We start from the raw sequence: 12,006 nt of genomic DNA, 5'->3' as shown, positions 1-12,006 counted from the left end.
CCGAAGAATGAGATCAACGATTCCCGGAGACAACATGAGTGCATCCATCCTCCCGCAACAGGCAGCCGAAGGTTTGTGCGCGCTGAGCGCGACAGAAGCAGTCGGGCTCCTGAAGAAGCGCGAGGCATCGCCTCTCGATTTCGTCGATGCAGCCATCGCGCGCATCGAGGCCATCGATCCTGTCGTGAATGCGCTGCCGTTGCGCCGCTTCGAGGCCGCACGCGACGCGGCGCGCCGTTTCCCGAAGCCCGATGACAGGCTGGCCGCCATGCCCGGCTACCTCGCCGGTCTGCCGTTCGCGGTCAAGGACTACAACGATCTCGCGGGCGTGGCAACCACTTATGGCTCGCCGATTTTCAGCAACAACATCGCGCAGGTTTCCGACCTGAGCGTCGCGAATCTCGAACGTCAGGGCGCCATTGCGCTGGCAAAATCCAACGTGCCCGAATTCGCCGGCGCCAACACCTTCAACACCGTGTTCGGCGCAACGCGTAATCCGTGGGATACGCGTTTGAGCGTCGGCGGGTCGTCGGGCGGCTCGGCGGCCGCGCTCGCGTCGGGCATGGTCTGGCTCGCGACCGGCAACGACCTGGGCGGCAGCCTGCGCATTCCCGCGAGCTATTGCGGCATCGTCGGCATGCGACCGAGTGTCGGCGCGCGTGCCGCGCCCGGTGTCCGCGGTGCCATACGATCCGTTGTGGGTCGAAGGCCCGATGGGCCGCACCGTCGCCGACGTCGCGCTGATGCTCGACGCCCAGGCGCACTTCGACGCCCGTGATCCGCTCTCGTGGCCACGCCCGGCTGTACCGTTCGCCGATGCGGTGCGGCGTCCGCGTGCGCCGCGACGCGTCGGCTTCACGCCCAATCTCGGCCTCGGCCAGGTCGAGCGGCAAGTCGTGCGGCTGTGCGAGCAGGCCGCATTGCGCTTCGCCGTGCACGGCGCGCAGATCGATGACGGGTGTCCCGACTTCGCCGGCGGCATCGAAGCGTTCCAGACCTTGCGCGCCAATCTCGTTGCGGCCGTACGCGGGCCATTGCTCGATACCGCACGCGAGCGTATCTGCCCCGAGATCATCTGGAACATCGAAAAAGGATTGCAGCAAAGCGGCGCGGACGTAGCCCGCGCCGAGCGCCTGCGCGGCGAGCTGTTCAATCGTGTGAGCGCGTTCTTCGGCTCTTACGACATCCTTGCATGCCCGACCGTTGCGGTCGCACCGTTTCCGGTCGAGCAGCGCTATCCGCGCGCGATCGACGACACACCGCTCGATTCGTATATCGACTGGATGTATCTCACGTTCGTGTTGACACTGACCGGCTGCCCCGTGATCTCGATTCCCGCCGGCTTCACCGACGACGGCAGGCCAGTCGGTCTGCAGTTGATGGGCCGCCCGCGCGGCGACTTCGAGCTGATCGCCGCCGCGCATCTGCTGGAAGAGACGCTCGCCGTTTCTCCATTCCCGGCCCGGAGCACCCCGCAAACCGCAGCGTGACGGCGCACCGGCAATCTTCGTAGTTCCGTCACCCGCATAGAGACAGAGTCAGGAGACGATCATGTCGTTCGACAGCAAGCCTGTAGCAAACGCGCCTGCGCTGCACGAGCAAGGCGATGAAAACCCACCAGTCCTCGAACGCATCGCTTTGCGCGTCACCGCGTGGTGCGAGAAGTGGTATCCCGATGCCTTCGTGTTCGTGTCGCTCACGGTGCTCGCTGTCGCGCTCGGGGCGCTGGCGGCCGGTGCGTCGCCACGCATCGTGGCCGTGTCGTTCGGCAACGGCTTCTGGAGTCTGATTCCGTTCACCATGCAAATGGCGATGGTCGCGATCACCGGCTACGTGATCGCGAGCTCGCCCCCCATCGCCCGCCTCGTCACGCGCGCCGCGCGCGTGCCGGCGAGCGGCCGCTCGGCAGTCGCTTATGTGGCATTCCTCAGTGTGCTCACATCGCTTCTGCATTGGGCGATCAGCCTCGTATTCGCGGGCCTGCTCGTGCGCGAGCTGGCGCGGCGCACCGACCTGCGCATGGACTATCGCGCGGCAGGCGCGGCAGCGTATCTCGGCATCGGCGCCACCTGGGCGATGGGCCTCAGTTCGTCTGCGGCGCAACTGCAGGCGAACCCGGCGAGCATCCCGCCCTCGCTACTGCCGATCACGGGCGTCATCCCGTTCAGCGAGACCTTGTTCCTTTGGCAGAGCCTGACGATCGCACTCGCGCTGGTGGTGACCTCGACGCTGATCGCATGGTGGACCGCGCCAGGCCCCACGCGGGCCAAAACCGCCACCGAGCTCGGCATCGTGCTCGACACTATCGACGACGCCCTGCCCCCGCGCGAACGTCCCGGAGAATGGCTCGAATACAGCCCCGCGCTGATTCTGGTACTGGTTGCGCTCGGCGGCGGCTGGCTCGTCAACGAGTTCGCCAGCAAGAACTGGCTGGTCGCGATCTCGGGGCTCAATACGTACAACCTGATTTTCCTGATGCTCGGCATGCTGCTGCATTGGCGTCCCAAGCGCTTCCTGCGCGCTGTCTCGAAGGCCGTGCCGGTCACCGCAGGCGTGCTGATCCAGTTTCCTCTCTACGGCGCGATCGCGAGCATGCTGACTTCGGCGAAAAGCGCGACGGGCGCGTCGCTCACGCATTACCTCTCGACCCTGTTCGTGAGCATCGCGTCGACGGACACCTTCGCGCTGGTGATGGGCGTGTATTCGGCGGTACTCGGATTCTTCGTGCCATCGGGCGGCGGCAAGTGGGTGATCGAAGCGCCATATGTGATGCAGGCGGCCAACGCGCTGCACGTGCACCTGGGCTGGGCCGTGCAGATCTACAACGCAGCGGAGGCACTGCCGAACCTCATTAATCCGTTCTGGATGCTGCCCTTGCTGGGCATCCTCGGACTGAAGGCACGCGATCTGGTGGGATTTACGTTCGCACAGTTCGTTTGCGGAACGCTGCTGGTGCTCACGATGCTCTGGGCGCTTGCACCGACGCTTGTTTATCATGCGCCGGTGATGCCATAAGCAGCGTCATGCCGCGCAAATCCCATTACGGTATTAAGGTGTCCGCATTGCAGGAGCGAAGACGTCGCGGCTGAACGCATCTCGGGCCCGCGTGGGCGAAGTTCGCTATGTTGGGCGCGCATCATGCAATGGACGCTACGCGCGCTGCATCCCTGATCTGCTGGTCAGCACCATCGCAATACCGCCAAGGATCGCTGCGGATGCCGCCGTCAGCCGCAGTGTGATGGCTTCCGAAAGGAACGCCACGCCGCCAAATGCAGCGATCAGCGGCACTGACAACTGAACGGTAGCGGCTCGCATGGCGGAAAGCCTGCTCAGGGCCGCATACCAGATGACATATCCGATGCCGGACGTGAGCGCGCCGGAGGCAATGGCCAGGCCGATTCCGGTGGTGTCCGCGTGAGCGTGGGCCGTGACGATAAAAGGCAGGCTGAGCAAGAAAGCCAGCGGCGCCGCCCGCACGAAATTACGCGCTGTGGCGGCGAGCGGGTTGCCCACTCCGCGGCCGCGCAGCGAGTACACGCCCCATGCCGCGCCCGCGACGGCCATCAACGTAGCCCCGAGGACCGGCGGCGCAGTGACGCCCGGCGACACCAGGTAAGCGAGCCCCGCGACTGCGAGAGCGAGACCGAGCCACCCCAGGGGGCCGAGTTTTTCGCCGGAGCGCAAGCCTGCGCTGAACATCGTCAGTTGAACCGCGCCGAACAGAATCAATGCACCCGTGCCCGCGGACAAGGTGAGATAAGCGAAAGAGAAGAACACGACATACGCAAACAGCATGGCCGCAGCGAGCCAGTCGGTACGCCCTGGCGAGGAACTTTGCGACCTGAATCGCACGACGACGGCGAGCGTGATCGCTCCGGCAATCAGCCTGATGCCAGCGAAGCTGACCGGGTCGATTGCCCCTTTCTGCAACGCGAGCCGGCACAACAATGAATTGGCCGCGAAGGCGACCATCGCCGTTGCGGTCAGAATCGTTGTCTGCAAGGTGAGCCCGCCACCGTGCCCTTTATGCATGAGTCGCCACCAGAGTCACCGCCCACGACAGCGACGCCACGCTCCCTACTACGGCGGGAAAGCGTCGCGTACCGTCGCCTCTCAAAGTTGGCCACGTGCTCCAAATCCGCAGCACCGCGCTCGCCGCCTTCCATCGCGTACCACGTGTGTGCTATTCGAACGTAACGAGAGCTTCCGGCGAAGGTGGCAGGGACGTCACACTGACATTGGAAAAGCCGGCTTCGCGGCCCATCTGCTCGAGCTCGCCCGCCGTGTACGCGTCGCCTTGCGGCGTGGATGCAAGCATCACAAACGAGAACGCGGCGGCGAAGGGCGGCGACACGCGATCCTCGTCTGGAACAAATTCCACCGCCAGCGCGCGCCCGCCGGGTCCGAGGCTTTTGCGGACCTTCGAGAGTATTTCGACGCAAGTTGGCGGATCGAAGTGATGCAGGAAGTTCGTGACCAGAGCCAGATCGAAATCCGTGCCCCAATCGACTTCGAATGCACTGCCGGCGACCGTGCGGTAGCGCGCATCGACCCCAGCGGCTACGGCGTGCTCCATCGCGACCTCGAGAACCGGCTGCCAGTCGGTCGCCACGACTTCTGCGCCGGGAACCGCCTTGGCAATCGCGATGCCGAACAGCCCATGCCCGGCCGCCACATCCAGCACGCGCTTCGGTGCCCGCGGCCAGCCGCTCACCTGTTGCGCGATGCTCTGTGCGGTTTGTGCCACGAAGGGGGCCATCGATCGTGCAAATTTCACCCAGACGGGATGGTCGGGCGCGATGTTGGCCAGTCCCATGGCCCCGCCGTTGCGAACGAACGCGACCGGGTCCTCGAGCCACAGTGCCATCATTTCGGGAGCCGCGAGGAAATCCACGATGCTTCCTATCCAGGCGGGCGAGGCAGTCGTCAGGAATGCCGAAGTCGACGGCGTTAATTGATAACGTCCCGCTTCCTTCTGCAGAAATCCGTGCACGGTCAGGAAGTCGCAGAGTATGCGCACACCGCGCTTTGCGGCCTTTACCCGCTCGGCTATACGCTCCAGGTCGCCGTGTTCCTCCGCGATCGCGGTGAAGAGATCGAGCGCCACTGCGGCTTTCACAGCGGCCGTCTTCTGGTAGGCCATCGTGGCATCGATAAAGGCCTGCGGGGAGATGTCATCCATGATCGGTAGCCTTTCACAAGATACCGCGCAAACAGGTTTTGATTCGCGTTTTTCTTCACGGGATTGCAGCTCGTGCGTGAACGACGGAGCTCTTGAGAAGCCTACGCGAACAATGGTGCCGCGTCGAGTTCCCAGTTGCCTTCTCAACCGCGGCTTGCCTGCTTTTGTGCAGAAACCCACATACACGTGCCCGTTTTTTTCCGTAAATGTATTCGTCGGGCAATACCCGCCGTGACCATTCGCTCAGATCTCGAGTGGTCCTGATCACACATGAGCCAGGCCTGCATGCCAACCAGGACCGCAGGCGTAAAAACGAAGCGATGCCCATTCGCCCTTGACCAGAGCGATATAAAAGGCATCAAACGGGGAATTGAAAAATGAAAAAGCCTTGCATTCGCTCGGGGCGAACCACCATTGCCGCGTTCTGTAGCGCCAGCCTGCTGCACGACAGCGACCCGCATGATGACGGGTATGATCCGGGCGACTGGCTGGTCATGCTGACGCTGCTCTATTTTGTTCCCTCGATCATCGCGCTCAGTCGCGGCCACCGCCACCGCACCGCGATCAGACGTCTCAATGCGATGTTTGGCTGGTCCGTGCTCGGCTGGATCGCCGCCTTCATATGGGCACTGGTCTCCCGCGGAAAGGGACTGGCGACGCCGGCCACGGCTGCGCCTGAGTCTATGGGAGACGTTCCTGAACATTTCGCGGCCCAGTTGCTACCAGGCATCGTCGAGCGCGATCTCACGACTCGATCTCTCTAGCCACATCGATCAGTTGTTGCGCGCACGCGTCGTGATCTGCACGAAATCGGCGGCAATGTGCGCGCCGCCGTAGCGCGCTTGCATCTGCTTCAACTGCTGGCCAACGGCGGCGAGATACGCCGCGCGCGGCTCCGACGCCGGACGTAGCGCGTCGAATAGCGGCGCGGGCGTAATCAGCAACACGATCATCTCGGTGCCGAACGGCTTGTCGATAATCCAGTCGCCCGTGCTGCCGACCGTCGCCGAAAACCCCGGCGGCGCCTGGTTGTCGCGCTCGTGATTGCTCGGCACGAGATGCACGACGCTGCCGTCGAGCGCGTAATAGTCCACGTTGACATACGAGTCGTAGTGCGGCGTGGTGATGTCGACGATGAGCGGGCTTCCTTGCATGAATTGCGCGTCCAGCGGCCGCGTATGGATCGTCGCCTCGCCGCCTGCCTGACGATTGGCGCGCCAGTACGGCGCGAACGCATTCACGACCTCGCAGTTGTGGTTTTCGATGGCGCTCACGTCGAGCCTGGCGCCCTGTGCACCCGGTATTTGCGCGAGTGCGTCGCGCATGCGCGCCATGCCATCGCCGGCACTGGCGAAGCCCCGGACCTGGAGCGCCTGCGCCGGCAGCGACGCCGCCAGTGCCGAACAGGGGATACGGGAGAGCGTCGAATTAAGCGTATCCAGCGCGGCCGCGCCAGGCACGGCGGCAACCAGGGTGGCGCTTGCAGCGGGCGCTTGCGCCGCCGCGCTTGCGGCAGGTGCATTCGCCACCACGGCGGCCGGCGTGGCCGCGATCACGGGCGCGCCGGCATTGGAAGCGCTTGCATGCGGCGCTTCATTGCCGGACAGCGCCCGGTAGCCAATCCAGAGCCCTCCGGCAAGCACGACGGCGCCCGCGCCCAGGGCCCCCAGCCGCGCGGCAGGGAATGCCGGCGCGTGTGCGAGTACGCCCATGCCCTCGAGAAACTGATTGACGCTCGCCGTGCGCGACGCGCGGTCAAACGACAGCGCGGCGCTCAACGTGCGCCATTGGGTGCGATCGAGCCCCTGGGGCCGCTCGGCGCGCATCTTCTCGCTGCGCGCCTGGGTGGCCGACTTGCGCTTGAACGGATGCGTGCCGGTGAGCAGTTCGTAAGTCACGCAGGCGAGCGCATAGACATCGTCGCGCGGGTCGGGCTCGCGATGCTCGAACATCTCGGGGCTCGCATAGGCGGGCGTGATGCCACCGAGCGTCGCCGGATCGAAGACGGTCACGTCGGGGTCCTCTTCGGGCCGCTGGAACACGCGGGCAATGCCGAAGTCGATCACCTTGACGTCGCCGCCATCGGTGAGAAAGACGTTGGCGGGCTTGAAGTCGCAATGCACGAAGCCGCGCTCGTGCGCATACGCGAGCGCCTGCCCCATCCCGGCGATGATGGGCCGGGCCTTCCCGAATGGCATGCCCGCAAAGCCCTGCGCGCGCAGCACCTTGCTGAGCGGCTGGCCGCACAGATACTCCATGGTCAGATAGACGAGCGGGCCATCGCGGTCGAAGTCGTACACCGTGACGATGTTCCGGTGCGCGAGCGTCTGCGCCTTGCGGGCCTCGCGCTGAAGCGCGATCAGCGAAGTCGGCTGGCCGCGAAACTGCACGTTGAGCACCTTGATCGCAATGTACGGCTTGCGGTCCGAAGCTTCGAGCTTGCGCAGGTCGAGGGCCTTGTAGACCGTGCCCATGCCCCCCACGCCCAGGCATTCTTCGAGAACGAAGCGCCCGTTGAGCGTGTCGCCAATGCCCTTGATGTGCTCCGGCGAGTCGGCCGCATGGGTGGCGCGCGCCGGCTGCGCCTGGGCCACCGAAGCGCTCTCGTGGATGCGGGTTTCGTCGCTGGTGGTCGCCGTGCTGTCCTGGCGGCGTTCGATGCGCCGAAGGACTTCCGTGTAGACGGCATCGGGCAGCGGATGGACCGTCTGCGTCGCGTCCATCGCCTCGCGCAGGCGAGCGCAATTGGCCACGTCAACCGCGAGCACGTGGTCGATCTCGGAGTAGAACGCCTCGCGTGAAAGCGTCCCGCTCTGGAACGTCTGGATCAGCTGCGAAAGGCTCATCATTCGTCTGCCGTCAATTCATCAGGCTGGCCAACGCATTCGCAACGCACGAGCGCGCCGCGTTTTCGACGTGTCTTAAGTGAGATTAATCTGCCGCAACGCGCAGCGCAATCGGTGCCTGAGCTATGCGTGGCGCCGGCACACCAGCCACGCGAACGAAATCCGTCGCGTGTTGCAGCAAACCCAACGCCTTTGCCGCGTGCTGTTGGGCGCCGGCCATCTGCGCCGCTGCCCGCACACGCTGCCCGGCATGGCGCGCGAGCGCGATGCAAGCGCGCCAGGCCCCGTCGGACAAGGCGCTTCGCGATTCGTGCGGCGAGCGCAGCCGGTTTGGCAAGCCCTGGCACATCCTGTGCATTAAGAGAACCGAGCCCGCAACACATTGCAGCTCAACTACCCACCCCCGTATTTGCCATTCTGGAGAACTGTCATGAGCAAGCTGATGATCGCCGACCTGAGCGCCACCCAAGAACTCGACCGCCGCGCCATGAGCGCCGTGCGCGGCGGCAACCTGGGCCTCTGGCCCGTCTACTACCCCATGCCGGGCGTGAAGGTCGACACCACCAATTTCAGCGCCGAACAGCTGATCGGCCAGACCAACAGCATCGTGAGCAACACCGGCAACGACGTCGCATTCGCGACGAACATCAAGTCGACGGTCAACCCCGTGCAGAACGCTCACAACACGATCAACTTCTGATCGCGCCACGGCGGGACGATTGCACACGCTCGGTCGATGCATCGCGCCCGCCTGCGACCCACCTGTTTTCACTATTGGAGGCTTGCCATGTCTTCCATCGTTATTCGCGAGCTGGCCCCCGGCACCGAACTCGACCGCCGCGCCATGCTTGCCGTGCGCGGCGGCGCCAACAACCCGGCCTATGGTTATGGACCGATCGCCAGCATCAACGTATCGCCGACCATCCAGCAGAACATTCAACAAATTCAGGTGGTCAACGTCGCCGCGCTCAACAATATCGGCTACATCGGCGCGGGCTTCGGGCCGCTGAATCTCAAGGTCGATCCCTCGCAATACGCGAGCACGGGAGTGACGCTTTAACCGCCGCTTCACGCAACAAGACGCAGACGGTGCCGGGGTCCCGTCTGCGTCTTCTCGTGTGCCGCAGGCGAGCCGTTGCGCCGCCTTTCAAAAACCGTGTTGAAGACTCGGCGCCGAGCGCTCACAATCACACAGGCGCGCAGCGCTCCTTGCACTGCAGCCGGAAAGGCACGTTCGCAAGCCCGTTATGAATGTGAACAGACCCTGAGGTGCTGCCTTTTCCCTTCGCATCCGCTCGCATGGAGCAGACCATGGGTATTCTCGTCATCAAGGATCTTCCGGAAAGCGTCGATCTGGACAAAGAGGCGATGGCCGCGATCACCGGCGGCGCGCGCGTCGTCTCGCACGAAGCGCTGCTCGCGCCGCGGCCGTTCATCGGGCTGCACGTGGGCGTCGTGGGCGTGCCAACGCCGCGCGGGCTGGCACCCGTCACTGCGGTTGCACCGCGCCCCACGCTGTTGCGCTGACTCCCCGCCTGAACGCTGCACGGTTCGATGCGCCGCCGCGTGCCCCGCAAAACGGGGCGCGCGTCACGCGGCGCGCGTCATCATGGCCGGACGATGGCCTGCCGGCGGAAATACGCACCACGAACCATCGCCGTGGCGGAAGAAGAAGATTGCAATCGTGCGCGCGGGATGAACGGCCTCGACGCAAACGTAGCGCAACCGGTTGTCCTGCATGCGGCTAAAGCGCACCACGCGCGCGGGCGCACAGGCGTTCGGCGCGAGCCACTTGTCGACGAGCACGCGCAGTGAAGATCCGGTGGGGTTCATGACGTTCTCCCGAACGAGTAGCGATGGCGGAGTCTGAACGTGACGATCACGCCGCCAGCATGGCGAACGCGTCGCGGTGCGCCTGAGCGCGGCGCGCGCGAACCAGCGCGCGGACGACGCCAATGGCGGCAAGCGGGTGGGCGAAGCACGTGCGGACCTGTTCGCTGCGGCCCTTGCCGTCCACGCACCACGTGCAGAAGTGCTCGCAGTTGTTGGTCAGCAGGCGATAGTGGTCTTCGCCGAGACGCGAGCGCGCCCGCGCGACGGCTGCGCGGCCCGCGTATGCGGCAAACGGATGCCCGACGACAGCAACTTCATGGCCGGCTGCGAAGCGTTCGAGCGGGACTTCTTCGATCGGGCCGCGATGCAGCGACGTGCACAGACCCGCGTAGTGAACGACCCGGCCCGCGCCAACATAGATGCCGTGATGGCTATAGCCCGCGCGACGCGAGACCAGATGGGCGCCAAGCGGCAGTTCCCCGGCGGCGCTGATGTCTGCGCTGCTATTCGTCGGTTGAAGATCGAGGCACATGGCTGGGTCCGTCTGGGTGGTTGTGGCTTCCCGTGATGCTGCTGGGTTTGCCGGTTGCCAACTACCCTGCATCAGCCATGCCAACGCTCTCGACCACGGCCGCATAAGGCTTTACGGGAAAGCACACGCAACGCTGGCCACCACCTGTTAGCCGCTTGCCAACGCATTCGCCTCATATCTGTTTGCGTCGATCCACCATTTCATCCTCGATCCCGCAGCCAGCGCGGTACGCCGAAAGTGTCGGAGTCCTGATAACGTTGGGAGGTCCAGGTGTTGGCGCGGCCATGACCATTGCGCAATGGGACCTCGTGGCACTAGCATGCACAGAACGCTCAGGCGCTCCGAAGCGCCTCGTCCAGCAGGGCTCCCGGCGATATGGCTTGCCCAGCGCGGGCGCGCGCCGCACAGTGGCATGATGCTTGCACGGTATGGGCGCACAGCCGCGCGTTCGCGGCCATCATCCGGATGGAGAACACCATGACCTCGCTCGCGATCACCGACCTTCACCTGCAACGCGATATCGACCACAAAGCGATGTCGTTCATCCGGGGCGCAGGTGCGCCGTGGGTGTTCGGCTGGATTCAGCCGTACCAGCCCGAACAGCCCTCCGCGTTCGGGCCCGTCATCAATCTTTACCAGACCAACAACACGTTCTACGCGAATCAGGTCGTCAATCAGTATCAGATGCTCGACGTAACCAACTCCGGGGCCAACTCGAACGTGACGGTGGGCGTGGGCCAGACCGGCAAGAACCACGGCCTCGTTTAGCCTGGAGGCATGATCGTGACAGCCGGATTGCGGTGGAGCTCGGCTTCGCGCACGGACATTGGCCGCGTGCGGGCGCTCAACGAGGACGCTTGTCTCGATCTGCCCCATCAGGGTCTCTGGGCCGTGGCCGACGGCATGGGCGGTCATACGGCGGGCGACCTCGCGAGCCAGGCGATCGTGCGGGCGCTTGGCTCGCTTGGTACGCTCGGCACGCTCGGCACGCCTGGCGCGCCCGGCGCATCGAACTCGCTTGCCGCGATCAAGCGCGCCGCGCGCGACACGCTGCAAACGGTGAACCAGCAACTGCGCGAGGAAGCGGCGCGGCGGCGCGTGCGCGTGATCGGCAGCACCGTTGCCGTGCTGATGGCGAGCGGGCGCGAATGCGCCTGGCTGTGGGCGGGTGATAGCCGCCTCTATCTCTATCGCGACGCATGCCTCGAGCCGCTCACGACCGACCACAGCCATGTGGCCGAGCTTCGGGCACAGGGTCACCTGAGCGCCGAAGCGGCGCGCCACCATCCCTCGCAGCATCTGATCACACGGGCCGTCGGCGCCGCGAACTGGCTCGACCTCGACGAAGGCCATATCGCCGTGTGCGACGGCGATTGCTTTCTGCTTTGCAGCGACGGCCTCAGCAACGAAGTGCAAGCAGCCGACATTGCGCGCGCGCTCGAAGGCGGCGACTGCCAGCTCGCGGCCGATACGCTCGTCGACATGGCCTTGCAGGCAGGCGGGCGCGATAACATCACCGCGGTCGTCATCCGGGTCGAAGACCCCGACGCCGCGGATCATACGCTGGTGAATCCCGCCGTCGTGTCACCGTGAAGCACGCGGCCATAGGCTCA

The 12,006-nt window shown here is 64.9% G+C and carries 14 protein-coding genes; 9 read left to right on the top strand and 5 right to left on the bottom strand.

The annotated features are described in order from the left end of the window. Positions 1 to 34: 34 nt before the first annotated feature. The 3 genes from PWP93_RS33050 to PWP93_RS33040 all read left to right on the top strand — a co-directional run bounded on the left by PWP93_RS33050 (position 35) and on the right by PWP93_RS33040 (position 3,015). The gene (locus PWP93_RS33050; RefSeq protein ID WP_421047783.1) at positions 35 to 778 is read left to right on the top strand and encodes an amidase family protein; all 744 of its coding nucleotides are present in this window, start codon (positions 35 to 37) and stop codon (positions 776 to 778) included. Next, entirely contained in the window at positions 714 to 1,490 is a 777-nt protein-coding gene (locus PWP93_RS33045; protein WP_421047782.1) for an amidase family protein, read from the top strand. Before PWP93_RS33050 ends, PWP93_RS33045 begins: the two co-directional genes overlap by 65 nt. Positions 1,491 to 1,551: 61 nt before the next feature. After that, positions 1,552 to 3,015: a short-chain fatty acid transporter gene (locus tag PWP93_RS33040; protein ID WP_421047781.1), complete on the top strand. Its 1,464-nt coding sequence runs from the start codon at positions 1,552 to 1,554 to the stop codon at positions 3,013 to 3,015. 135 nt (positions 3,016 to 3,150) lie between these two features. Here PWP93_RS33040 and PWP93_RS33035 read toward each other — a convergent pair whose 3' ends face one another. Together PWP93_RS33035 and PWP93_RS33030 are read right to left on the bottom strand one after the other, a co-directional pair. After that, complete coding sequence (locus PWP93_RS33035; protein ID WP_421047780.1) at positions 3,151 to 4,032, bottom strand: DMT family transporter; 882 nt, start codon at positions 4,030 to 4,032, stop codon at positions 3,151 to 3,153. Positions 4,033 to 4,183: 151 nt separating this feature from the next. Then, positions 4,184 to 5,182, bottom strand: coding sequence for a methyltransferase (locus PWP93_RS33030; protein ID WP_421047779.1), 999 nt, complete (start codon positions 5,180 to 5,182; stop codon positions 4,184 to 4,186). A 377-nt stretch (positions 5,183 to 5,559) separates the two neighbouring features. Between PWP93_RS33030 and PWP93_RS33025 the strand changes: the two genes are divergently transcribed. After that, the gene (locus PWP93_RS33025; protein ID WP_421047778.1) at positions 5,560 to 5,946 is read left to right on the top strand and encodes a superinfection immunity protein; all 387 of its coding nucleotides are present in this window, start codon (positions 5,560 to 5,562) and stop codon (positions 5,944 to 5,946) included. Positions 5,947 to 5,955: 9 nt separating this feature from the next. Here PWP93_RS33025 and PWP93_RS33020 read toward each other — a convergent pair whose 3' ends face one another. Further along, a complete protein-coding gene (locus PWP93_RS33020) occupies positions 5,956 to 8,031 on the bottom strand; it encodes a serine/threonine-protein kinase (protein WP_421047777.1) in 2,076 nt (691 codons plus the stop codon). A gap of 427 nt (positions 8,032 to 8,458) precedes the next feature. Between PWP93_RS33020 and PWP93_RS33015 the strand changes: the two genes are divergently transcribed. The 3 genes from PWP93_RS33015 to PWP93_RS33005 all read left to right on the top strand — a co-directional run bounded on the left by PWP93_RS33015 (position 8,459) and on the right by PWP93_RS33005 (position 9,555). Then, positions 8,459 to 8,728 (top strand): hypothetical protein, encoded by a 270-nt coding sequence (locus tag PWP93_RS33015; protein ID WP_421025824.1) that lies wholly within the window; start codon positions 8,459 to 8,461, stop codon positions 8,726 to 8,728. An 87-nt stretch (positions 8,729 to 8,815) separates the two neighbouring features. After that, on the top strand, positions 8,816 to 9,088 hold the full coding sequence (locus PWP93_RS33010) for a hypothetical protein (protein WP_421025825.1): 273 nt from the start codon (positions 8,816 to 8,818) through the stop codon (positions 9,086 to 9,088). A gap of 251 nt (positions 9,089 to 9,339) precedes the next feature. Next, entirely contained in the window at positions 9,340 to 9,555 is a 216-nt protein-coding gene (locus tag PWP93_RS33005; RefSeq protein WP_421025826.1) for a hypothetical protein, read from the top strand. 63 nt (positions 9,556 to 9,618) lie between these two features. Here the strand turns inward: PWP93_RS33005 and PWP93_RS33000 are convergent, their stop codons facing one another. Further along, positions 9,619 to 9,861 carry a hypothetical protein gene (locus PWP93_RS33000; RefSeq protein WP_421047776.1) on the bottom strand — a complete coding sequence of 81 codons (243 nt, stop codon included), beginning with the start codon at positions 9,859 to 9,861 and terminating at the stop codon, positions 9,619 to 9,621. Between the two features lie 46 nt (positions 9,862 to 9,907). Further along, on the bottom strand, positions 9,908 to 10,393 hold the full coding sequence (locus PWP93_RS32995; RefSeq protein WP_421025828.1) for a lecithin retinol acyltransferase family protein: 486 nt from the start codon (positions 10,391 to 10,393) through the stop codon (positions 9,908 to 9,910). A gap of 477 nt (positions 10,394 to 10,870) precedes the next feature. Between PWP93_RS32995 and PWP93_RS32990 the strand changes: the two genes are divergently transcribed. Together PWP93_RS32990 and PWP93_RS32985 are read left to right on the top strand one after the other, a co-directional pair. Continuing rightward, positions 10,871 to 11,161, top strand: coding sequence for a hypothetical protein (locus tag PWP93_RS32990; RefSeq protein WP_421025829.1), 291 nt, complete (start codon positions 10,871 to 10,873; stop codon positions 11,159 to 11,161). A 9-nt stretch (positions 11,162 to 11,170) separates the two neighbouring features. Then, the gene (locus tag PWP93_RS32985; protein ID WP_421047775.1) at positions 11,171 to 11,986 is read left to right on the top strand and encodes a PP2C family protein-serine/threonine phosphatase; all 816 of its coding nucleotides are present in this window, start codon (positions 11,171 to 11,173) and stop codon (positions 11,984 to 11,986) included. Positions 11,987 to 12,006 lie beyond the last annotated feature (20 nt).

It is taken from the genome of Paraburkholderia sp. A1RI-2L, from assembly GCF_048957375.1.
Lineage (GTDB): Bacteria > Pseudomonadota > Gammaproteobacteria > Burkholderiales > Burkholderiaceae > Paraburkholderia.
This window is presented reverse-complemented; position numbering and strand designations above follow the sequence as displayed.